Source organism: Neisseria sp. P0021.S006, assembly GCF_051956895.1.
The window spans coordinates 1-23,024 of sequence record NZ_JBQCWZ010000036.1; the positions used below are offsets into that span (position 1 = coordinate 1).

Sequence of the window (23,024 nt, forward strand, 5' to 3'; positions counted from 1 at the left end):
ATTGCATGATGCCGTCTGAACGCACGCGCAGGGTGGTTTCAAATGGTTTTTGCATTTTCCAGAGCAGGCCTTTTTGTGGGACAAGGGTAAAGCTGCCGCTGGTGGTCATGGGTTTGCTGAGGGATTTGAGCTGGCGTTGTTGGACAAAATTACCTTGCACGTTTTGCGGTTTTTGCAGGGTTTGTGCCAATTCGGCAGGGGAAAATGCCCATAAAGCCGGAGCGCTGATGAGGAGAGTAAGAGAAAGAATGGTTTTTTTCATTGTGTTTCCATAAGGTTTGAGGCCGTCTGAAAGTTCAGACGGCCTTTTATTGCTTTAATTATAAGGTTGACAAGGCCTGATTAAAGGTTGCGCTTGGACGCATCGCTTGTGCGGCTTTTTCAGGATTGGCTGCGTAGTAGCCGCCGATGTCGACCGCTTTGCCTTGTACGGCAGAGAGTTCTTCAACGATTTTGGCTTCGTCAGCAGTCAAAGCGGCTGCCAACGGCGCAAATGCGGCTTTCAGTTCGGCATCTTTGTCTTGCGCCGCCAATTCTTGCGCCCAGTAGAGGGTGAGGTAGAAATGGCTGCCGCGGTTGTCGAGTTCGCCAGCTTTGCGTTTAGGCGATTTGTCGTTCAGAAGCAGTTTTTCGGTGGCTGCATCCAAAGTGTCGGCGAGGACTTGGGCTTTGGTGTTGCCGGTTTTTTGCGCCAGATGTTCAAACGATACGGCGAGTGCGAGGAATTCGCCCAAAGAGTCCCAACGCAAGTGGTTTTCTTCGAGGAATTGTTGAACATGTTTCGGTGCAGAACCGCCTGCACCGGTTTCAAACATACCGCCGCCATTCATCAATGGAACGATAGACAGCATTTTCGCGCTGGTACCCAGTTCCAAAATTGGGAACAAGTCGGTCAGGTAGTCGCGCAGGACGTTACCGGTCACGGAGATGGTGTCTTCTCCGTTTTTCAGACGGCCCAAGCTGAATTTAGCGGCTTCCTCAGGAGCGAGGACGCGGATGTCGAGGCCGTCGGTATCCAGTTCGGCAAGATAGGCTTTAACCTTGGCGAGCAGGCTCTTGTCGTGCGGACGGTTTTCGTCGAGCCAGAATACGGCTGGCGTGTTGCTCAGACGGGCGCGGTTGACGGCAAGTTGTACCCAGTCTTTAACCGGAGCGTCTTTGGTTTGGCACATACGCCAGATGTCGCCGGCTTCAACGTCGTGTTGCATCAGGACATTACCTGCTGCATCAATGACTTGAACTTGGCCGTCGGCTTCGATTTCAAAAGTTTTGTTGTGCGAACCGTATTCTTCGGCTGCTTGCGCCATCAGACCGACGTTAGGAACGGTACCCATGGTTGTCGGGTCAAATGCGCCGTGTTCGCGGCAGAAGTCGATGGTTGCTTGGTAAACACCGGCGTAGCTGCTGTCAGGAATCACGGCTTTGGTGTCTTGCGCTTTGCCGTCTTTATCCCACATACGGCCGGAATTACGAATCATCGCAGGCATAGAAGCATCGACGATGACATCGCTAGGAACGTGCAGGTTGGTGATGCCTTTGTCGGAATCAACCATGGCCAAATCAGGGTTGGCAGCGTAAACAGCAGCGATTTCAGCTTCAACGGCGGCGCGGGTGTCCGCATCCAGTTTGTCCAGATTGGCAAGCAGGTTGCCGAAGCCGTTGTTGACATTAACGCCTGCGGCAGCCAGTTTGTCACCGAATTTTTCAAATACAGGCGCGAAGAATACTTTGACGGCGTGTCCGAAGATAATCGGGTCGGACACTTTCATCATGGTGGCTTTCATGTGCAGCGAGAACAATACGCCTTTAGCTTTTGCGTCTTTCACTTGTTCGGCAAGGAAGGCGAGCAGGGCTTTTTTGCTCATTACGGTCGCGTCGATGATTTCGCCGGCTTTCAGGGCAACAGGCTCGCGCAGCTCTTTTTTGTTGCCTTGTTTGTCGGTGAATACGATGGATACGGAAGTTGCTTCAGGTACGGTAACGGATTGTTCGTTATGGAAAAAGTCGCCGCTTTGCATGGTGGCAACGTGGGTTTTGGAGTCTTTCGTCCATGCGCCCATGCTGTGCGGATGTTTTTTCGCAAAGTTTTTCACTGCCTTAGGCGCGCGACGGTCGGAGTTGCCTTCACGCAGGACAGGGTTTACCGCGCTGCCTTTGATGCGGTCGTAACGTTCGCGCACGGCTTTTTCTTCATCGGTTTGAGGATCGGCAGGATAGTCGGGAACGGCAAAGCCTTTAGACTGCAATTCTTTAATCGCGGCAGTCAGTTGAGGTACGGATGCGCTGATGTTCGGCAGTTTGATCACGTTTGCATCGGGTTGTTTCACCAGTTCGCCCAATTCGGCAAGCGCATCAGGTACGCGTTGCGCTTCGGTCAGGTATTCGGGAAACGCCGCCAAAATACGACCGGAGAGAGAAATGTCGCTGGTTTTGACATCAATATCGGCATGGCGGGTAAACGCCTGCACGATTGGCAACAGGGATTGAGTGGCCAATGCAGGAGCTTCGTCGGTGTAGGTATAGATAATGGTGGATTTAGTCATGGGATTATTCTCTATGTAGGTTAAGTTTTTCTTTTCGGGCACATCGCGAGAAGAAATGTGCTAAGCCTATTATGGCATATTTCGGCGGATTTGGTTGTTGTTTTGATGTTATTGTTTTTTAAGTTGCGGAAAAGAAAAAGGCCGTCTGAAAAGACAGCCTAAATATAAGGACTTATCCGATAATCAAAACAGCATTGCTGCCGCCGAAGGCAAATGATGAGCTGGCGGCGATGCGTTTTTCAGACGGCCAGCGGCTGTTTTCGTCGGTCAAAGCGATGTTGGGCAGCTCGGAATCGGGTACGTTGTCCCATTGTTGCGGCGGCAGTTTGCCTTCCGGATTGTATTGGCGGTTGGCCATCAACCAGGCAAACGCGGCTTCGATCGCACCGGCTGCACCCAAAGTATGACCGGTAGATGGCTTGGTTGAAGTGCAAAGGGTGTGGCTGCCAAATACTTCGGCAACGGCTCGGCTTTCCATGCTGTCGTTGTGTTGCGTGCCGGTGCCGTGCAGATTGATCCAGCCGATGTCTTCTGCTTTCAAACCGGCTTTATCCAAAGCGGCCTGAAAGGATTGGGCTGCACCCAAACCGTCGGGGCGGGGAGAAGACATATGGTAGGCATCGCTACTTGCACCATAGCCCAGCAACTGCATTTCGCCGTCAAAATCGGCATCGCGCGTCATCACGAAAAATGCGGCCGCTTCGCCGATATTGATGCCGTTGCGGTTGGAGGAAAAAGGCTTGGCGATGCTGTCTGAAAGCACTTCCAAAGAGGCAAAACCATTAATCGTCAGCGGAGAAAGCGTATCCGCGCCGCCGCAAATTACGACATCACACAATCCGGCACGAAGCAATCGGGCTGCGCTGATGAGGGCGCGTGCGCCGGAAGTGCAGGCGGTGGAAACGGTATAGCGCAAGCCGTCTAAACCGTAAACTTGGGCGATAAATTCGGAGGGCGAAGCCATGGTGTGTTGCAGCTGTTTGAACGGAACATCCGTCCATTCACCACCTTGGACAACGTGTTGGAACAAAGGGATATTTTCATCTGCGCCACTGGTGGACGTACCAGTCACGACAGCGACCCTTTCTTTGCCGTAACGGGCAATGGCCGTCTGAATCAGTCCGTCTATTTGCGAAAGCGCGTGCAGGATAAGCTGGTTGTTGCGGCTGCGATGCGCTTCGGGAATGCTGTCGGGTAGAGGCATCAGGGTTTCTTTGACTGCACCAAAAGCATGCGTTTTGCCTTTTACCCATTGGTCTGAAAAAGTCAGGGGCGTGTTTTCAGACGGCGTGAGTAAGGCATCGGCATGAACTTGCAAGCCGCTACCCAATGCGCTGGTTAGTGCCGGACGGCTGAGATAAACAGGAGTATTCATGAATTAGTCTTCTGCAATCGGGCTGACCGTCCAGAAAGTTTGGTCGGGGAAGCCGATAAGGAATTGTTCGGAATGGTGGGCGACACACCACAAATCACGCTCGCGGTAGCTGAACACCGCGCCTTTGCCGTCAGGGCAGAAGCCTTGATGGGTGGCGTTTTGTTGGCGGGCTTCAGGGTAAAGCGTGGCGGCTTGTTCGGCGGCCAAAAGCGGCAACAAGGCGGCAAACAATCGGCGCGAACTGGCATTGGGCATCACAAAACCATCATTTTTCCAGCCTTTGGTGCTGACCGATTGGCGCGATACCGGCGCACCCAGTGCATCGGTTTGGACAAAGCGGATGCCGTCTGAATGAGGCTCGACTGCCAAGAGATTGGTTTGAACGGTTTGCCCCGCCGCATTAGTTTGTTCAAGTTTGAACCATTGGCCTTCTTTGGAAAGCGGCGGCAGCGTTTGCGGATGGGGGAGCGAGGTCGCGCATGCGGAGAGCAGCAGTGCAGCAAGCAAAGGGATAAATCGCATAAGGTTTTATCTATCGGTCAAAATATTTAATGGTATGGATGAAGTTTCAGACGGCCTGTTCTGTTTTCAGTCTAGGCCGTCTGAAATACATTCGTCCTTATTCTACCTTCAAATCGCCCACCAATGCGGCAAGTGTGGACAAGCGTTGCTCGGATTTTTCCACGAATGGATTATCCGTATCCCAAGCGTAGCCTGCCAAAATAGACGAAATCATGCGGCTGATTTCAGGACTGCGGTTGGGCGCGTAGATGGCATTTTGGAAGCGGAAATCGTACCAACCGTTTACATAAGTGCGGAACGCGTTCACGCCGATCATCAGTTGGTCGGCAAATTCGGTTTGCCAATCGGCAGCTTCGCCTTTGAGCTGCTTGCCCAACAAATCGGCAGCCAGTTTGGCAGAGTGCAGGGCAATGGTTACTCCGGAGGAGAAGACTGGGTCGAGGAATTCGGCGGCGTTGCCCAAAAGAGCAAAATGTTTGCCGTATAAGGTTTTCACGTTGGCGGAATAGCCTTGGATAGAGCGGAACGGAAAGTCGTTTTCCCAAACGGCTTTATCTAAAATTTCCGCCAGCATCGGGCATTCGTACACAAATTTTTTCAACACGGCTTCTGATTCGCCGGCCAGTTTGTCGGGCGTGCCGACAACGCCGATGGAGCAACGGTTGTCGCCGAAAGGAATCAGCCAAATCCAGACATCGCGATGTTCAGGGTGCGTGTTGATCAGGATTTTATTGCGGTCGAATTTCGGGCTGGTGATGTTGTCGTCGATATGCGTGAAGTGGGCTTGGCGCGGAGGCAGCTCGGACGGACTTTCCAAATCTAAAAGGCGGGGCAGGACGCGACCGTAACCGCTGGCATCCAAAACGAATTTGGCAGTCAGTTCATAGTTTTCGCCTGTATCGGTCGCAACGCTCAAACGTGCCACATTGTCACTGTTGTCAAACGCGGTTACGCCGTGTCCGAAGCGGACATCGACGCCTTGTTTTGCCGCTTCATCAATCAGGATTTTGTCGAAGATGCCGCGGCGCACTTGATAAATAGTACCGGGGCCGTCTGAAAATTTTTCAGTAAAGTTGAAATCTGTGTAACGGCTGCCCCATGAAAACGCAGCACCGTCTTTAAATTGAAAGCTGGGTTCGGCATGCACTGCATCGGCAAAACCGGCTTCTTCCAACATTTCCATGCAATGCGGCAACAGGCTTTCGCCGATGACAAAGCGCGGGAAATGTTGTTTTTCCAATACGCAAACTTTAAAGCCTTGTTTGTTCAGCAAAGCGGAAGCAACCGAACCTGAAGGGCCTGCGCCGATAACGGCAACGTCAAATTCTACGGACATTTGAAAATACCTTTGATTTTAATGATAAATAATGTTTAATCCATCGCCTGAAATTTTTCAGACGGCCTTTTGCAACTTGGCGATAGAAGTTGAAAAAAATATCGCTTCAACTTCAATCGCCTTCATCTTTTGTCTAATTTTTCAACAATGTGCCTGCCAGCCAAATATTGAATGCCACACCGATGGTAACCGTCATACCGAACGCGGCAACGGCGGGCGTGCTGCTGATGGCGAGCAGGGCAAAGGAAATGGCTGTTGTAGCGGCGGCAAGCAGCATACCGCCTAATTTTGCCGGCGCGCTGTGATGTGCAGTAGCGGCATAGACGGCATAGTCCACGCCGATGGCGGATACTAAAAGCAGGCCGAACATGGCAAACAGGCTGACGGGAATGCCGGCCAAACCGAGTACGGCAACGGTGCAGATGGCGGCGGCCAGCGGCACGGCAAGGATTTTGCTGCCGCGTTTGAAACCAAACATTTTCCACAAGAGCAGCCATGCCAACACATAGGAAGCCAGTTTCAACCATGCGGCCTGATTGCGCGTGTGGTGGAAAAGCTCGTTTAAGTGGGCGCGCTTGTCAGCCCAATGTACGCCGGAGACGTGTTGCGCCACGGCGCGTACGGCGGCTTCATCGGTCATGCCGTTCAAACGCACGACGGCAGCAAAATGGCCTGGTTCCACTTCGCCCAAATACAAGGAACGCCAAGCCTCTGCCAAATCGGTATTCAGGCCGTCTGAAAGCGACAATGGTTGCGTATCGGCAGCTTGCAGCAGGGCATCGCGCACGGTTTTGCGAGGAATACCGATTTCTGTGAGCGGTTTCCAGCTATCAGGCAATTTGGTCAATTCGCGCAGGCGGTTTTGCAGTTTTTGCTGTTCCGTTGTCGGCAGGATGAATTGGTCGGGCGATTGGATGCCGGACAGTTTGCCTTGCGCGATTAAGGGCTGCAGGGCACGACCGAGTTCGGCGGTTTTCTTCAATAGGGCATCTTCGCTTTGTGCTTCGGCCACCAAATATTTTCCACCAAAATCCGTGCCGCTCAACTGGCCGATTTGTTGTACCTCGGCCAACATCGCGGTCGGCATATTGACCCATTGACGGATGTCGTCACGCCAGTCGCTGCGCCATAATCCGACTGCCAGCAAAATTCCGCCCACGATTAACCAGCCGCGTTTGTGCAGGCGGTTTTTCAGACGGCCTGACAAGGAATAGAGCTTTTCGGTTAATGCGGCAAAAGGCACGGTTTTGGCACGGTAGTGGCGAAACAGCGGCGGCAGCCATAAAACGGTGGCACCAAACGCGCCAAATAAGGCGAAGCCTGAAAACACGGCGGTTTGGCGCAGTACAGGCAAAGGGGTGAACCACAGCAGCGCGTAGCCCAAGACGGTAATTGTCAGGCTGACGGCAAAACTTGGCAAGACATGTTTCATTGCTGATTCAGCCTGCCAAACGGTCTTTTCAGACGGCCCGAATACCGACGGAGCAAGCCAGTGCAACGGGAAATCCACCAACATACCCACCAGGCTGGTGCCGATGACGATGGTCAGGATATGCACTTCGCCGAAGGTTAATAACGCAACTGCCAATCCGGTCAACATGCCGGCTGCCAACGGCAAAGACAGCAAAAACACGCGGCCGCTGCGGAAGACCCACAACAGCAGCGCAAAGGTCAGCCCAAGTCCGACCATGCTCATCAGCCGGCTTTCTTTTTCTGCGGCTGCTTTGGATACAGCGGCGAACAATGCGCCGCCTGCGCTTAAGGTTTCCGCGCCGTTTTCCGAAGCGATTTGACGGCTTTGCGCCATCAGCGGCAAGAGGGCGTCGTTGCCGGAAAATTGATCGCCGCCGGCGAGCCGTCCGCGTAAAAATACCCAAGTTTTGCCTTGGTCTTCGGCAAACAGCATGCCGTTGTCCATGTCCCACTGCAAACGGCTTTGCGGATTGGCTTTGTCGGCAACAAAGCGTCCAAAGCCCAGCCAGTCTTGTTCTAAAGACAAAGGGGAGGGAGCGGCAAAAGGATTGGCCACGGCTTCTGCGCGCGCTTGAAAATAGGCTTTCGGCTGCTCAAACAGCAGGCGGATTTCGTCTTGCGGCAAAACGGCCAAGCCTAGTTTCTGCATATCCGCCCGCACTTTATCCAAATTCGGCGTCATGCTACTGTCGACTTGTTCAAATACGCCGCTCTTGCGCCATGCATCGGCAATTTGTGCGGCCGTCTGAAAAGCAGTTTCGGCATCGGTACTGCCGGCAAGCAAAATGACTTGCGAATTGAGCTGCGCTTCTGCAGCTTTATCCGCAGCCGTCAGTAAGGCATCGGGTTGCTGCTCGCTTGGCAATAACGCGGTCAAATCGGTTTGGATACGCGTTTGTGAAGCAAAGGCATAAACCAAAAACAGGGTAAGAAACAGGATAAGGGCAGTATAGAGGCGGTTTAGGAGGCGAAGATTCATCGTTCAGACGGCCTTTTGCAAATGCTGCTGTTGGTGTGTGGAATAAGTAAAAGTCCAGTAAATTAAATCAGATTATTATTAGTTTGTCAGTTGTTAGATAGTTTGCCGGTCGGTTAAGTCATTGAGCTTGAGTGAGCCGAAAAACTGCCATTGCAGAGCGACGGTTTTTTCCTTCCAAACGCAGGCAATTGCCATCGTATCCGCCAAAATCGCGCTTGTGCCGCGCCAATCGGTTTGCTTTCCAGCGCGTAAACCGACGGGTTGCCCTGAATCGAAAACATAGCCGACCGATTTCATGTCTGACGGAAAATCCAAATTTGCCGCTTTAATCAATGCTTCTTTGAAACACCATAATCGGTAAAACGTTTCAGACGGCCAGTTTGCCGTTTCCAAATAGTCTTGTTCTTCCTGCGAGCAGATCAAAGCCGACAGCGCTTTAAAATCGCGCGGTCGGATAAATTCGATATCGACACCGGCTGTTAAGGGATGAAGCGCACACAATAAAGCGGCAAAGCCTTGGCTGTGGCTCAGCGATACAGCCGGTAAATCGGTTTGCTGTTTTAATGCTCGGCTGACTTGCCAGTCTTGACGCTGCGCCAGTTGCGGCGTGGCAGCCAAACGTTGTGAATCGGCTGCATTTAGAGACGCATGATCGTAGCAGGCGGCAAAAGACGAATCGGCCAGCAGGCAGTGAAGGGGTGTCGTATCCATAAAATAGAAAAATGCCAAACTTCATATTGAAGTCCGGCATTTTTGACATTGCTTAGTGGAAGCTGCCTTTCAAAACCACACGGCTGTTGAATGTAGCGATGTGGCATTCGTATTCGTTACCGCCTTTGGTTACTTTGTCAAAGTAGCTAACCAGATGAACGGATTTGGCTTTTTTACGAAGTGCAGTGCTTTGGAAGCGTTTAACCGCGCTCAGGAATGCGCGTTGGCAGGTTTCATCAGGGGTTTTGCCGACTGAGTTGGAGATTTGACGGGAAGTCAAAGTCGCTCCGGATGTGCTGCCGTAGTGAACGCGGATACTAGGATCCAAAGCGGATTTGGCTTCGGCAGAGTTCAAAGCTACATCGACTTTACACATATAAATGTCGTTTTGACCTTTGCCATTGACTTTATGGCCTTCACCCATGCTGCGGCAGGCAGAACCGGCGGCAGTTGTTTTTGGAGTAGAAGTTTGAGAGGAGGAAGTAGATGGTTGGGAATTGCCGGATTGTGAGCAAGCGGCAAGCATCAGGGCGGATACGGCAACCAAAGCAGAAAAACGTAACATACGAACTCCTTTGTAATAAGGGGTGTGAAAAAAGGTTTACAGAAAACAAAATCATTTTAACATATATGAAAGAAGTATAAAAATAGGATGATGTAAAAAATATTATATTTTTATTTAAATGATTTCATGGTGTTAAGAAAGTTTGGGGCGGTCATGCTTGACGAAGGAGGGCAGAAAGCGTATATTGCGGTCTTCCTTAGGAGTAATGGCTGAGAGGCTGAAGGCACTTCCCTGCTAAGGAAGCATGTGGGGTCAACCTGCATCGAGGGTTCGAATCCCTCTTACTCCGCCAAATATGAAAGACACCGTTTATACGGTGTCTTTTTTATTATCCGGAATTTCTTGGAATCCAAGGCCGTCTGAAAGTGTGAAATGAACGATTTGATTATTCTAAACAAGCCTTATGGCGTGATTTGCCAGTTTTCTGCACATGAAAAACATCAGTGCCTTAAGGATTTTGTCGAGAAACCGGGATTTTATCCGGCCGGCCGTTTGGATACGGACAGCGAGGGTTTGCTGCTGCTGACCAATAATGGCCGTTTGCAGGCGCAGATTGCCGACCCGAAATTCAAGCAGGTTAAAACTTATTGGGCGCAGGTGGAGGGTTCTCCTGATGAAGCCAAATTGGATTTATTGCGCCGTGGCGTAGATTTGGGCGATTTTGTCACCCGTCCGGCCGAGGTCAGGGTATTGGAAGAAGGTGAAGCGGATGTTTTATGGCCGCGCGTGCCGCCGATTCGCGTGCGTAAGTCCGTGCCTGATTTTTGGGTGGAAATTAAAATTTCGGAAGGGAAAAACCGCCAAGTGCGAAGGATGACTGCGAAAGCAGGCTTTCCGTGTTTACGCTTGGTCCGCGTGGCAATAGGCCGTCTGAATCTGTTTGATTTGAATTTGGAATTGGGACAATGGCGGTTTGCGCCGCATCGTCCTTAAATAGGATGAATAAAGGCCGTCTGAACTATTCAGACGGCCTTTTGTTATGGAAAAATCAATGATGTGAATGACCGATTTGGAAGGTCAAAGTGGTGTAGTTCGCCTGCTTTTGGCACACGCTTTGATCGGGGAAATCGGCTTTGTGTTCTACGCTGGCTTTCCAGAAACCTTGGCGCAATGGAATGATGCTGACTTCGCCTTTGTCATCGGTGGTATCGGAGAAGGCTTGGGCTTCGGTTTTATGGGTTTTGCTGCGGTCGCTGGTGTCGAAGCCGTCAAATGTGGCGGTAACGGTGGCGTTAGGCAGCGGCTCGCCATTGAAGAGGACGCGGACTTTGAAGCGTTCGCCGACGTGGACGTTGGCAGGGTTGTCCAAAGGTACGATTTCCAAATGTTGGCCGACTTGTTTGGTGATGATGGCGGTATCTGCGCTTTCGTGGCCGACATTGACGATGTTTTTGCCGAACATACGGGTTTGTTCGCAATAGCTTGCATCAGGCATTTCTTTGATGCTTGCCTGCTTCCAGCCCGCGCTGTTTTTTGACCAGAAAGTCGGTTGGTATTCGGCGGTTACCAAGTAGCTGCCGTCTTTGACCGGCAGTTTGCTGCGGTATTGGTAATTGTATGTGCCTTTTTGAATCATGTTTTCTTTGCCTTTTTCAGTCACCAGTTGCATGGGTTTGCTGAAAATGTGCAGGCGGTCTTTGGCGATAGGTTCAAGCTCAGGGAATTCGCCATAGCCCAATTCGGCTTCAAGGTATTCGCCGCCATGTGTGTGGGCGGTTTCAACCCAAACGCGATGGGCGTGTGCGGCAGTGCTGAACAGGAAGGCGGATGCGATAAGCAAAGCGGTTTTTTTCATGATTTCTCTCCGATTTTCGATGTGTAGAAAAGATAGAACAAAGTCGTTCGTTATAATATAACAAAATTATTTAAATTTAAAGAGAGGCCGTCTGGAAGTTTTCAGACGGCCTTTTAGCTGATTGTTTTTTGAGTCGGATTATTGAAACGGTTTAGTCCCCGTCACGACAGACGTCAATCGCTTCCTGCAAACTGCTGACGCCGTAGATTTTCAGGTTTGGAAACTCTTTGTCATGGCGCGGCATATTGGCCTTGGGAACGATGGCGCGTTTGAAGCCGAGTTTTTCCGCTTCTTTGAGCCGCTCTTGTCCGCGTGCGACGGGGCGGACTTCGCCGCTTAGGCCGATTTCGCCGAAAACCACGGTTTTTTCGGGCATGGGGCGGTTGCGGAAGCTGGAGAGCATGGCGAGGATGACGGCAAGGTCGGCGGCGGGTTCGCCGATTTTGACGCCGCCGACGGCATTGAGGAACACGTCTTGGTCGAAACAGGCGATGCCGCCGTGGCGGTTTAGGACGGCGAGCAACATGGAGAGGCGGTTTTGTTCGAGGCCGACTGTGAGGCGTTTGGGGGTGAAGCCGTGCGCGTCATCGACCAATGCCTGAATTTCGACCAAAAGCGGGCGGCTGCCTTCCTGTGTGACCAAAACGCACGAACCGGGCGTGTCGTCGCGGTAGCTGGCAAGGAAGATGGCGGACGGGTTGGATACGCCTCTCAAACCGTTTTCGGTCATGGCGAATACGCCCAATTCGTTTGCCGCGCCGAAGCGGTTTTTGATGGCACGTATCATGCGGTAGTTGGAATGTTGGTCGCCTTCGAAATACAGCACGGTATCGACCATGTGTTCCAATACGCGCGGGCCGGCAATCGCGCCGTCTTTGGTAACGTGTCCGACCAGTATCATGGCGATGCCCATTTGTTTCGCCATGCGCGTCAGTTGGGCGGCACACTCGCGCACCTGCGACACGGAGCCGGGGGCGGAAGTGATTTGGTCGGAATACATAGTTTGGATGGAATCAATGACCACGACTGCGGGCTGATGCTGTTTCAAGGCCGTCTGAATCGCTTCCATGCGGATTTCGGCAAGCAGGTTCACGCCTTCGGTGGGCAGTTCCAAACGTTGCGCACGCAGGGCGACTTGTTGGGCGGATTCCTCGCCGGAAATGTACAGCACTTTGCGACTTTGCGCCATTTTGGCAATGGTTTGTAACAGCAGCGTGGATTTGCCGATGCCGGGGTCGCCGCCGAGCAGGATGACCGCTCCATCGACCAAACCACCGCCCAATACGCGGTCAAGCTCGCCCATGCCGGTCGGATTACGCGGCACTTCGGTCGCGGTAACGGCAGAGAGGGATTGGATGGTCGAGGTGTCCGCCGCCCAAGATTGGAAGCGGGCGTTTTTCGGTTCGGGCGCGGCCAGGCTTTCCTGAAGTGTGTTCCACTCGCCGCAATGCGGGCATTTACCCTGCCATTTTGGGGAAGTACCACCGCATTCGGAACATTGGTAGATGGTTTTGGGGGCTTTTGCCATGGTGTTTTGTTTCCGCAGTATTTTAGTGGGAAGGCCGTCTGAAAAGTGAGGGAGGTTTTCAGACGGCCTTGAGATTATGGGTGTGTTTTTTTGCTGTTTTCAAGATGGTTGAGTATTTTATCCGGATCTTGTTTAAAGTAGCTGGTTTGGTTGCCACTGGCTTTGTCAGTCAATTCCAACATACCGGGCAGGCCTTTGATGATGAGGATTCTGGCTTTTATGGTACTTTTTTCACCTATTTTTTGTTTGTTTTGTTCTTCTTTGCCGTTGATGGAGGTTTTATAGTCAGTTACGGTTTGGTGGATTTCTTGTTTTTTCTCGTCAAATGTCCAATTAAAGTCCTGTCTGATGGTGAAGATTTTGTTGGTGGCTTTGAAACTCATTATGGCGATGTCTGTGCCAGTGTTGTCGGGGTTAAAGATGGTTGTGTTGATAAGAGCGCCTTCTTCGTTTTCGACTGCATTTCCCCAGAAGCCGTGTAGGTTTTCACTGGTGATTTTGTTGGCAATGTACATCTCAGAGGCTTGTTCGGGTTTGGCTGCCGATGATACCGGGGAGTTTAGGAGGAATAGGCTGGTCAGTGCGGGGAGGATGAGTCTGGAAATGTTCATGTTTGTTCTTACCTTGGAGTAGGGAGGTGTTTATAGGCCGTCTGAAAATGGAAAGTTTTCAGACGGCCTTTTATCGGATAAAGATGGGTTTATTTTTTGCTGTCTTTATCCGCATCTTTTTTCGGAGCAGGTTTTTTCGCTGCCAAACCCAAAGATTTTTGCCATTCGGCTGGATTTTTCACCAAGTCCAAGGCTTTGCGGAGTTGATCATCTTTGGCCGGATTTGGAATGCGGCGGCTGGAGATGTCTTCGTCTTTGTCTTTTTTGGACTTGTCTTTATCGGCTTTGGTTTCTGCGTTGGCAGGCGTTTCAGTGCTGCTGTTGACGTCTTGGCCGCCCAACGGATTGCCGATATGGCCGACCAAATCGGCTTCGCGGCTTTCAAAAGCGCGGTCTTTGTCTTTGACTTCAACGTCAGGAACAATGCCTTGCGCTTGAATCGAGCGGTCGTTTGGTGTGTAGTAAAGGGCGGTGGTCAGTTTAACTGCGCTGCCGCCGGAAAGCGGAATCAGGGTCTGTACTGAGCCTTTGCCGAAACTTTGTGTGCCGACGACGACGGCGCGTTTGTGGTCTTGCAATGCACCGGCAACGATTTCGGAAGCGGAGGCCGAGCCTGCGTTAATCAGGACGGTCATAGGAATGGTTTTCAGCTCGGCAGGCAATCCTGCCAACGGGTCTTTGCCGCTGGTGGTGATGTAGTCTTCGGCAGTTGCTTTGAGTACCATGCCTTCTTTTTTGTTGCGGCCTTTGGTGCTGACAACGGTTACGTCAGGTTGCAGGAAGGCTGCGGATACGCCGACTGCACCGTTGAGCAGGCCGCCCGGGTCGTCGCGCAAGTCGAGGATGATGCCTTTGAGCGGACCTTTGTTTTCTTTGACAAGGGCTTGCGCAGCTTCGTTGAGTGCGGCAACAGTGCGCTCTTGGAATTGGGAGACGCGGATGTAGCCGTAGTCTTTTTCAAGCAGATGATGGCGCACGCTTTTGACTTTGATGATGGCGCGGGTCAGGTTGACGACGATGGGTTTGTCGGCATTTTTGCGTGAAAGGGTCAGGGTGATTTTGGTACCCGGTTTGCCGCGCATTTTTTTGACGGCTTCGCTGACGGTCAGGCCGCGCGTAGAGGTATTGTCGATTTTGACGATGAAGTCGCCACTTTTTACGCCGGCGCGTTCTGCCGGAGTGTCTTCAATCGGGGCAACGACTTTGACGAAGCCGTCTTCTTGTCCGATTTCCATGCCCAGGCCGCCGAATTCGCCGCTGGTAGATTCTTTCATTTCGGCATAGCCTTTTTTGTCCATATACTCGGAATGCGGATCGAGATCGGACACCATGCCTTTCATTGCGCCTTCAAAAAGCTCGGCATCGGGTTTGTCTTGGTAATAGTTGGCTTTGATTTGGCCGTACACTTCTGCCATGGTGCGGATGGTTTGCACGGGCAGGGCCTCGTTGTCTTTTTTGTCTTTTTCGGCGGCAAAACTTTGTACACTCAGACTGAGGGCGATGCCGCTAAATGCGCCGAGAGTGTAGATTGCAACTTTTTTTAAAGTAGATTTTGTTGACATTCGTTTGACTTTCTTTTTGTGTACGGTAAGCAAAGTGGTTTTTGTTTTCTCTGAACCCGTTGACTTTATGTGATTTAAACGCTTGGAACAATAAGTTTAAGGTAAAAGTTTGTTGTTTAATGTGCTGAACAGGCGTGAAAATCGTGTTTTATTGTAGTTTATGATGAAAATTCAGACGGCCTGAAGGGGAAAATTCACTCAGGCCGTCTGAAACATCAGTTAATCCATGAAAGCGGATTCATGACTTGTCCGTTGTAGCGGACTTCAAGGTAAAGGCCGGTTTCGCCCGACGGCAAAGTGCCGCTGGTGCCGATTTTGCTGCCGGCATTGACGGCGTAGTTTTGGGAGATGTCGATTTCGTTCAGGCCGGAGTAAATGCTGACATAGCCGTCGCCGTGGTCGAGGACGACTACTTTGCCGTAGCCTTCAAGCTCGCCGGCAAAAGTAACCGTGCCTGAGGCAATGCTGCTGACCGGAGCAGGAATGGTATTGTAGAACACGCCTTTCCAAACTTCGCCATCGCCGCGGTCTTGACCGAACAGGCCTGCCAATGTACCGTTAACTGGTTTTTTCAGACGGCCTTGCATACGGCTGAAGCTGTTGGCGTTGCTGACGGTCAAGCCTTGGGTGTTCGGGGCTTGCAGTTTCATGTCTTCGTCAGTCAGCGTAGACATGGCGGCGCGTTCGGCTTCGGCTTTTTGTTGGGCGGCAGCCTGCTCTTTGCGTGCTTTTTCAGCGGCGGCCAAACGGGCTTCGGCGGCTTTTTTACGCGCTTCGGCTTCGGCTTTGCGTTGCTCGGCTTTGCGTTTTTCCAAATCTTTCAAGAGATTATTGAGGCGCTGCTCGTTTTCTCTGTGGTTGATTTTCTTTTGCGCTTCTTTGGCCATTTGCGCGTTTTGACGGCGGCTTTCGGCTTGTTCGGCGGTATTGGTCACGCCTTGTTGACGCAACGAAGCTTGGATATTGGCTTGCAGTTTTTTCAGGTAAGCCAATTCATTGTTGATTTTTTGTTCTTGCGCCGCCAGCTCTTTCTGTTGTTTTTCCAAGTCTCTCATAACTTGGTCGTTGGCGTTGTTGATATAACGTGTGTAACGCAGGAAGCGGGTTTTTTGACCGGCATCGGCGTTTTTCAGAAAGAGGGCGACCGCGTTGGGCTGACTGTTTTTATAGTTGCCGGACACAAAGCGCGAAATTTGGGCGCGTGTGTTGGAAACTTCGGCTTTTAACTGGTTGGCATCGGCATTGAGTTTTTGGAATTTTTCCCAAGCGTCGCGTTGTTTGCGGTTGATGCCGGAGAGGTTGTTGCGTGTTTGTTGCAGCTGTTTGAGCGTGGCATTGACATGGATAATGAAACCCTCATTGCGTTTGGCAAAGGATTTCTTGGTTTCCATATCGTTGGCGGCGGCAGTTACGGCTGCTTTGAAATCGTTGTCGGCTGAAGAAGCGACTTTAGGCTCAACTTTAGGCTCGGCTTTTTTGTTTTGCTCTTTGGCTTTTGTGTCTTTTTTAGCGTCTTTTTTGTCTTCGACAGCTTTTTTGGCGGACTCTTTAGCTTCGGCCTTTTTGTCTTCGGATGCTTTTTTTACGGGCTCTTTGGTTTTTTTGCCGTCTTTTTTATCTTCAGCTACTTTTTTAGCAGGCTCTTTGGCTTTGGTTTCCTTAGGGTCTGCTTTTTTTACGGGTTCTTTGGCTTTGCTGTCTTTTTTATCTTCAACAGGTTTCTTGTCTTGTTCTTTGGCTTTGCCGGATTTTGCGGCTGCAGCTTTTTTGTCTTTGGCTGTTTCTTTAGGCTCTTCTGCTTTGCGGTTGGCCTTTTTATTGTCAGCCGCGGCCTCGGTGGCTTTAGCCGGTTTGTTTTTGTCTGAAGCGCGTTCGTTTTTGTCGGCGGTGTCCTTCTCTTTGGATACTTTGGCTTTAACCGCTTTTTTGCCTTCCTCTTTTTCTTTTACGGCTTGTTTTTTTGGGGTTTCTTTTTTGACATCTGCCTTGGCGGCTTCTTTCTCTTTTTTCACGGGCGCAGCTTTTTTGACGGCGGTCGCTTTTTCTTTCGGCGCGTCTTTGGCAGCATAGGTTGGCAGGGAGAAGCTGAGCAACAGGGCGAGAATGAGGGGTTTGTAACGCATGGTTCGATCTTGCTATCAAAGTAGGAACAATAGGACGGATTATACTGTCTGTCAGGCCGTCTGAAAATAATATCGGGTTGCAATATGGACGAACGGTCTTATATAGTAACGATAGAGTGGGCGGACGGGGTTTAGTCTGCCTGGAAACTGACAGTCTGCATCGACAGGATATTATGAAAAAATATTTATTAGTAGTGTTGGGCGCCATGGTTTTGGCGGCTTGCGGTGACAATACCGATAAAATCGGACGCGCCAGTACGGTGTTTCATATGCTGGGTAAAAACGACCGTATTGAAGTGGAAGGTTTTGACGATCCTGATGTGCAGGGGATTGCCTGTTATATTTCGTACGCAAAAAAAGGCGGTTTGAAAGAAACGGTCAATCTGGAAGAAGATGCCAGCGACGCATCCGTTTCCTGTGTGCAAAGTGCGGAAGTCATCCGTTATAACGAGGCTGCGGTTTTGAAACCGCGACAAGTGTTCAAACGCAGTGCCAGCATAGCATTTAAGAGCCAACAGATTATCCGCTACTACGATCCGAAACGTAAGTCTTTCGCTTATTTGGTGTACAGCGATAAAATCGTTCAAGGTTCGCCGAAAAACTCTTTGAGCGCGGTATCGTGTTTTGCCCATGCGAAAACCGATACGCCGGTACCGGCAGGCGGCGCAGTTTACGGTGCGTGCGTGGTGGATGCGCCGGTTACCGACGGACAAAAATAATAAAATCAGCTTATAGATATTAAGAAGAATATGAATTTAGCCAACCATTTCCTGATTGCCATGCCTCATATGGACGATCCGTTTTTTACGGATACGGTCATTTATGTGTGCGAACACGATGAAGAAGGTGCGCTGGGCATCATCATCAACAAGCCTTCGCCGATTACCATGGACATGATTTTCGCCGCCGCCGACCGCAATATCCCGTTGCGCCTGCAACATGAAAACGTGATGATGGGCGGGCCGGTTCAGATTGAGCGCGGCTATGTCGTGCATACGCCGATCGGGCGCTGGCAAAACAGCATGGTGGTAACTGATAATGTGGCGCTGACTTCTTCGCGCGATGTGATTGAAAACTTGTCTAAAGAAGGTGCAGTGGACAAGGCTTTGATCAGCATTGGTTATTCGAAATGGGGTAAAGGGCAGTTGGAGCGCGAGCTGGCAGAAAATGTTTGGCTGACCGTCCCTGCGGACGAGCATATTCTGTTTGATGTGCCTTACGAGCTTCGTTATGCCGCCGCTTTTGAAAAATTAGGCATCAATCCGAACGCCTTGGTTTCAGGAGTCGGCCATGCCTGATGCACCAAAAGGCACGGTTTTGGCTTTTGATTTCGGCGAGGCGCGTATCGGCGTGGCGCAGGGCGATGCTGAGTTGGGTATGACCCATCCGCTGGCGACGATAACCGGCAACAGCAATGATGAGAAATTTGAGGCCATTGCCAAGCTAGTCAAAGAATGGCAACCCAAGTATTTTGTGGTCGGACTGCCGACGCATACCGATGGCACGGAGCATGAGCTGACCCGTTTGAGCCGTAAATTTGGCCGCCGTTTGCACGGACGTTTTAACTTGCCGGTTTATTGGGTGGACGAAAGGATGTCTTCCCTATACGCGGAAAGCCTGCTTGCTGAAGCGCAAGTATTTGGCCGAAAACAAAAATCCGTACTTGACCAAGTGGCGGCGCAGGCAATTTTACAAGGCTTTTTTGAAGGTGGCGCGGCTGAGTATTTCAATGGCCGCGAAGAATAGTATTATTCATTATAAAGGCCGTCTGAAAATGGGTTTCAGACGGCCTTTGTTTTGTTACGGCTTTGAGATAAAAGAGGTTTAGTTTGGTTAATCCTGATTTTTTCAGCACAAATTTTGCTACACTCCGTTTTCTTTTTTTAGACACAAATACAAGGAAAAAGTCATGGCACTCATGGACAATCTTTTGAATGCGGCTACTCAAATGTTGGGTGGCAACAACGAAAACGGCGCACAAGGTTCTCTGACCGATATGGCGATGGATTTAGTGAAACAGCAAGACGGCGTGGGCAACCTGATCAACCAACTGCAACAAGGCGGTTTGGGCGATGCTCTGAGCAGCTGGGTTTCCAACCAATCCAGCAACCTGCCTGTGTCCGGCAGCGATCTGCAAAATGCTTTGGGCAGCGATACCGTGAACCAAATCGCGCAAAAATTCGGCGTGGATGCCGGCCAAGCAGGCGATTTGTTGGCAAAAGTGTTGCCAGACTTGGTCGATAAAGCGACGCCTAACGGCACGGCTCAAGATGCGGATGGCTTCGGCTTGGACGACATCGCTTCTATGCTACTGAAAAACTTTATGAAATAATGAGTTGAATCATTTGATAAGGCCGTCTGAATCCGTTCAGACGGCCTTATAACTTTTGGTTCGCGGTAAATAACCAATAAGTCTTTTTCTGATGGAGACGGATGGCTTATGATGTGCACTTCATTTCACCAGATAAGAAGGTTATACACATGTCCCGCTTGACCATACACACAGTCGAAACCGCTCCTGAAGCCGCCAAACCACGCATTGAAGCCGTATTGAAAAACAACGGCTTTATTCCTAACCTGATCGGCGTTTTGGCCAATGCGCCTGAAGCTTTGGCGTTTTATCAAGAAGTTGGCAAGCTGAATGCGGCCAACAGCCTTACTGACGGCGAAGTCGAAGTTGTCCAAATTATCGCCGCCCGTACCAACGAATGCGGTTTCTGCGTTGCCGGCCACACCAAACTGGCTACCCTGAAAAAACTGTTGTCCGAACAATCCATCAAAGCCGCACGCGCGTTGGCTGCGGGTGAGTTTGACGATGCCAAACTGAGTGCTTTGGCGACATTCACCCAAGCCGTTATGGCGAAAAAAGGCGCAGTATCCGACGACGAGCTGAAAGCATTCTTCGATGCCGGTTACAACCAACAGCAAGCCGTTGAAGTAGTTATGGGCGTTGCTTTGGCAACCTTGTGCAACTACGTCAACAACCTTGCCAAAACTGAAATCAACCCTGAATTGCAGGCATTTGCCTAATCTCATCAAAGGCCGTCTGAAAATTCAGACGGCCTTTTAGTAAAAAGCAAGGATATCCTTGTTGCCAAGAATAATTCATGAGTAGAACCATCTACGCTTCAAACCTTATTCAGAGGAAAAAATCATGACACGCGAAGCTTTACTGAACAATGTTGCCGAACTCGTTAAAAGCAAGCTGAAACCATTGGTGGACGACATCGACCGCAAAGGCCTGTACCCGAAAGAATTTATGCTGGAATTGGGCAAAATCGGCGGTTTTGCCGCAACCGGTACGGTTGAAGAGGGCGGTAACGGTTTGGGTTTGGCAACGCAAATCGCCGTATTGCGCGAAATCGGTAAAGAATGCGGCGCCACTTCGTTCAGCGCATGGTGTCAGGCGGCTTGCGCGTGGTATCTGCATCAATCCCCCAACCAAGCGGTTAAAGCCAAATATTTGGCCGATATTCTGCAGGGCAAAGTCTTGGCCGGTACGGGCATGTCCAATACCGTCAAACACCTTGCCGGTATCGAAAAACACAATCTGCAAGCCGAACGCGTCGAAGGCGGCTACAAAATCAACGGTGCTTTGCCTTGGGTATCCAATATCGGAGAAGACCACATTTGGGCAAATACCGCCCAAATCGGCGACAGCTATGTGATGTTTATCACCGGCGGTCAATGGGAAGGCGTTACCCTGCAAGATTGCCCTGAGTTCTGCGGTTTGGAAGGCACGCGCACTTACAGCCTGAATTTTAAAGATGTGTTTATTCCCGATGAAGATGTGATCGCTTCGCCTGAGCAGTTCCAGTCTTATATCCCGACCATTAAAGCCGGTTTCATCTTGCTGCAAATAGGTATCGGCGCCGGTGTGATTGACGGTGCGCTCGGCATTATCCGCATGGCCAATGTGGTGAACGCAGAAGTGAACTCATACCTCGACCACAGTTACGATGAGTTGAAAGCTGCGTTGGACGGCGCATGGGCGGAAACCGAACGCCTTGCCGATGATGCGTGGAACAATAAACCTGACACGCTGGCAACCTTGAAACTGCGTGAAGCGGCTGCTGTGTTGGCACTGAACGCCACTCAATCTGCCGCATTGCATGCAGGCGCGAAAGGCTATCTGATGCGCAGTCCGGCGCAACGCCGCGTCCGCGAGGCCATGTTTGTCGCCATCGTAACACCGGCCATCAAACACCTGCGTAAAGAAATCGCCGCTTTGGAAGCAGCTCAATAAATTCAAAATATCAACAATAAAACACACGAAAGGCCGTCTGAAAATACGGTTTCAGACGGCCTTTTTAAAATAGAAGGAATACAAAATGGCTCAATATATGTGCGGCCCTTGCGGCTGGATTTACGATGAAGATGTCGGCGACCCCGAACATGGCCTGCCGGCAGGTACCAAGTTCGAAGACATTCCCGACGACTGGAAATGCCCTGAGTGCGGCGTAGGCAAAGAAGATTTCTACCTTCTGGACTTCACCATATAAATTACCCGATTATTTAATAAAAAGGCCGTCTGAAATTTCAGACGGCCTTTGTTTTATCGGCGGTATAAAGCAACCATGGTTTCAGCCGCTTTGACGCAGCTTTCCACATCGGCAACCAGAGCGATGCGGACGTAGCCTTCGCCCGGATTGCCTTGTTCGGTATCGCGGGCGAGGAAGCGGCCGGGCAACACTTGGATAGCGGCTTTCTGCCACAGGTTGCGCGTAAATGCCAAGTCGTCGCCATCGGGAACTTTCAGCCAAATGTAGAACGACGCGTCAGGCAGTTTGACATCGAATGCCTGTTGCAAAATAGGGATGACGCGGTCGAATTTTTCTTGGTAGAGGCGGCGGTTGTCGATGACGTGTTCTTCATCGTTCCAAGCGGCAATGCTGGCGCGTTGGACGGGAATGCTCATCGCGCTGCCGTGGTAGGTGCGGTAGAGCAGGAAGTTTTTGAGCAACTCGGCATCGCCTGCGACAAAGCCGGAACGCAAACCGGGGACGTTGGAGCGTTTGGACAGGCTGGTGAACATAATAATGTTGCGTGTACCGCGTCCTAATTGCGCCGCAGCCTGCAGGCCGCCGATCGGTTTGTTGTCGTCAAAATAGATTTCGGAATAGCATTCGTCAGAGGCGATAACGAAGCCGTATTTGTCTTGCAAATCAAAAACTTCTTTCCAATCTTCTAATTGCAGGACGCTGCCGCTCGGGTTGTTTGGCGAGCAGACAATCAGGACTTTGGTGCGCTGCCATACGTCTTCAGGCAGGCTGCTCCAATCGGGGTTGAAGCTGGGCGCAGGACAGTTGGCAAAATGGATTTCGCCGCCGCCCAAAATAGTCGCGCCTTCGTAAATTTGATAGAAAGGATTGGGGCTGATAACGACCGGTTTGGGGCCGTCTGAAGCCGGATTTAAAACGGTTTGGATAAAAGAGAACAAAGCTTCCCGGCTGCCCAATACGGGCAGGATTTCATTGTCGGGATTGAGGCTCAAACCATCATAACGGCGGGCCACCCATTCGGCGCAGGCTTGGCGCAGTTCAGGCAGGCCAGCGGTCAGCGGATATTTTTCCAGTTCGTGCAGGGAGGTGGTCAGCGCGTCGGTGATGACTTTGGGCGTCGGGTGTTTCGGCTCGCCGATTTGCAGATGAATGGGCGTCACACCTTCGGGTGCATCAATGCCTTGCATGGCTTCACGCAGGCGGGCGAAAGGATAGGGTTTGAGGTGGTTCAATAATGGGTTCATGATGTTTCTGCCGATAAATTAAGGCAACAATCTTAGCATTTTTTAGATAGATTGGGACAAAAAGGCCGTCTGAAAACAGGGTTTAAATGTTTTCAGACGGCCTTTTGAATGCAGTCAAAACGGTCCCGTCATCACCAACTATTACAGCAACGTCT

At 51.0% G+C, this 23,024-nt stretch carries 22 protein-coding genes and 1 tRNA gene; 9 read left to right on the forward strand and 14 right to left on the reverse strand.

Going from position 1 to position 23,024, the window contains the following annotated elements:
• From ACTHUM_RS08385 to ACTHUM_RS08420, 8 genes are all read right to left on the reverse strand, one after another.
• A partial coding sequence (locus tag ACTHUM_RS08385; protein ID WP_440402821.1) for a LolA family protein occupies positions 1-262 on the reverse strand: 262 nt, incomplete at its 3' end.
• Between the two features lie 58 nt (positions 263-320).
• Positions 321-2,543 (reverse strand): NADP-dependent isocitrate dehydrogenase, encoded by a 2,223-nt coding sequence (locus ACTHUM_RS08390; RefSeq protein ID WP_049336448.1) that lies wholly within the window; start codon positions 2,541-2,543, stop codon positions 321-323.
• Positions 2,544-2,715: 172 nt separating this feature from the next.
• A complete protein-coding gene (locus tag ACTHUM_RS08395) occupies positions 2,716-3,918 on the reverse strand; it encodes a beta-ketoacyl-ACP synthase (RefSeq protein ID WP_004520072.1) in 1,203 nt (400 codons plus the stop codon).
• Between the two features lie 3 nt (positions 3,919-3,921).
• Positions 3,922-4,440, reverse strand: coding sequence for a hypothetical protein (locus ACTHUM_RS08400; RefSeq protein WP_004520073.1), 519 nt, complete (start codon positions 4,438-4,440; stop codon positions 3,922-3,924).
• 97 nt (positions 4,441-4,537) lie between these two features.
• Positions 4,538-5,776 carry an NAD(P)/FAD-dependent oxidoreductase gene (locus ACTHUM_RS08405; RefSeq protein ID WP_004520074.1) on the reverse strand — a complete coding sequence of 413 codons (1,239 nt, stop codon included), beginning with the start codon at positions 5,774-5,776 and terminating at the stop codon, positions 4,538-4,540.
• A gap of 133 nt (positions 5,777-5,909) precedes the next feature.
• Positions 5,910-8,228 carry an MMPL family transporter gene (locus ACTHUM_RS08410; protein WP_004520075.1) on the reverse strand — a complete coding sequence of 773 codons (2,319 nt, stop codon included), beginning with the start codon at positions 8,226-8,228 and terminating at the stop codon, positions 5,910-5,912.
• A 93-nt stretch (positions 8,229-8,321) separates the two neighbouring features.
• Positions 8,322-8,939, reverse strand: coding sequence for a 4'-phosphopantetheinyl transferase family protein (locus tag ACTHUM_RS08415; RefSeq protein WP_004520076.1), 618 nt, complete (start codon positions 8,937-8,939; stop codon positions 8,322-8,324).
• A 52-nt stretch (positions 8,940-8,991) separates the two neighbouring features.
• Positions 8,992-9,504 (reverse strand): hypothetical protein, encoded by a 513-nt coding sequence (locus ACTHUM_RS08420; protein WP_224783355.1) that lies wholly within the window; start codon positions 9,502-9,504, stop codon positions 8,992-8,994.
• A gap of 199 nt (positions 9,505-9,703) precedes the next feature.
• On the opposite strand from ACTHUM_RS08420, the gene ACTHUM_RS08425 reads away from it, so the two are divergent.
• Positions 9,704-9,796 (forward strand) — tRNA-Ser (locus tag ACTHUM_RS08425).
• Positions 9,797-9,876: 80 nt separating this feature from the next.
• Positions 9,877-10,437 (forward strand): pseudouridine synthase, encoded by a 561-nt coding sequence (locus ACTHUM_RS08430; RefSeq protein WP_004520078.1) that lies wholly within the window; start codon positions 9,877-9,879, stop codon positions 10,435-10,437.
• A gap of 55 nt (positions 10,438-10,492) precedes the next feature.
• On the opposite strand, the gene ACTHUM_RS08435 is transcribed toward ACTHUM_RS08430, so the two are convergent.
• From ACTHUM_RS08435 to ACTHUM_RS08455, 5 genes are all read right to left on the reverse strand, one after another.
• A complete protein-coding gene (locus tag ACTHUM_RS08435; RefSeq protein WP_003685136.1) occupies positions 10,493-11,299 on the reverse strand; it encodes a DUF4198 domain-containing protein in 807 nt (268 codons plus the stop codon).
• A 151-nt stretch (positions 11,300-11,450) separates the two neighbouring features.
• On the reverse strand, positions 11,451-12,827 hold the full coding sequence (radA, locus tag ACTHUM_RS08440) for a DNA repair protein RadA (RefSeq protein WP_004520079.1): 1,377 nt from the start codon (positions 12,825-12,827) through the stop codon (positions 11,451-11,453).
• A 74-nt stretch (positions 12,828-12,901) separates the two neighbouring features.
• Positions 12,902-13,438 carry a hypothetical protein gene (locus ACTHUM_RS08445; protein ID WP_004520080.1) on the reverse strand — a complete coding sequence of 179 codons (537 nt, stop codon included), beginning with the start codon at positions 13,436-13,438 and terminating at the stop codon, positions 12,902-12,904.
• An 89-nt stretch (positions 13,439-13,527) separates the two neighbouring features.
• Positions 13,528-15,000, reverse strand: a complete 1,473-nt coding sequence (locus ACTHUM_RS08450) for a S41 family peptidase (RefSeq protein ID WP_004520081.1) — start codon at positions 14,998-15,000, stop codon at positions 13,528-13,530.
• Between the two features lie 215 nt (positions 15,001-15,215).
• Entirely contained in the window at positions 15,216-17,123 is a 1,908-nt protein-coding gene (locus tag ACTHUM_RS08455; protein ID WP_070695489.1) for a murein hydrolase activator EnvC family protein, read from the reverse strand.
• Between the two features lie 173 nt (positions 17,124-17,296).
• On the opposite strand from ACTHUM_RS08455, the gene ACTHUM_RS08460 reads away from it, so the two are divergent.
• The 7 genes from ACTHUM_RS08460 (at position 17,297) to ACTHUM_RS08490 (ending at position 21,625) form a co-directional block, all read left to right on the forward strand.
• Positions 17,297-17,842 carry a CreA family protein gene (locus tag ACTHUM_RS08460; protein WP_070695492.1) on the forward strand — a complete coding sequence of 182 codons (546 nt, stop codon included), beginning with the start codon at positions 17,297-17,299 and terminating at the stop codon, positions 17,840-17,842.
• A gap of 30 nt (positions 17,843-17,872) precedes the next feature.
• Positions 17,873-18,421, forward strand: a complete 549-nt coding sequence (locus ACTHUM_RS08465; RefSeq protein WP_004520085.1) for a YqgE/AlgH family protein — start codon at positions 17,873-17,875, stop codon at positions 18,419-18,421.
• The gene (gene ruvX / locus ACTHUM_RS08470; protein WP_004520086.1) at positions 18,414-18,869 is read left to right on the forward strand and encodes a Holliday junction resolvase RuvX; all 456 of its coding nucleotides are present in this window, start codon (positions 18,414-18,416) and stop codon (positions 18,867-18,869) included. Before ACTHUM_RS08465 ends, ruvX begins: the two co-directional genes overlap by 8 nt.
• 163 nt (positions 18,870-19,032) lie before the next feature.
• Positions 19,033-19,455, forward strand: coding sequence for a YidB family protein (locus ACTHUM_RS08475; protein WP_070695494.1), 423 nt, complete (start codon positions 19,033-19,035; stop codon positions 19,453-19,455).
• Positions 19,456-19,604: 149 nt separating this feature from the next.
• Positions 19,605-20,153 (forward strand): carboxymuconolactone decarboxylase family protein, encoded by a 549-nt coding sequence (locus tag ACTHUM_RS08480; protein ID WP_039862234.1) that lies wholly within the window; start codon positions 19,605-19,607, stop codon positions 20,151-20,153.
• A 124-nt stretch (positions 20,154-20,277) separates the two neighbouring features.
• A complete protein-coding gene (locus ACTHUM_RS08485) occupies positions 20,278-21,369 on the forward strand; it encodes an acyl-CoA dehydrogenase family protein (protein ID WP_049336464.1) in 1,092 nt (363 codons plus the stop codon).
• 85 nt (positions 21,370-21,454) lie between these two features.
• Positions 21,455-21,625, forward strand: a complete 171-nt coding sequence (locus tag ACTHUM_RS08490; protein WP_003747315.1) for a rubredoxin — start codon at positions 21,455-21,457, stop codon at positions 21,623-21,625.
• Positions 21,626-21,678: 53 nt separating this feature from the next.
• Here the strand turns inward: ACTHUM_RS08490 and dapC are convergent, their stop codons facing one another.
• Positions 21,679-22,869: a succinyldiaminopimelate transaminase gene (gene dapC, locus ACTHUM_RS08495; protein ID WP_004520092.1), complete on the reverse strand. Its 1,191-nt coding sequence runs from the start codon at positions 22,867-22,869 to the stop codon at positions 21,679-21,681.
• Positions 22,870-23,024: the final 155 nt, after the last annotated feature.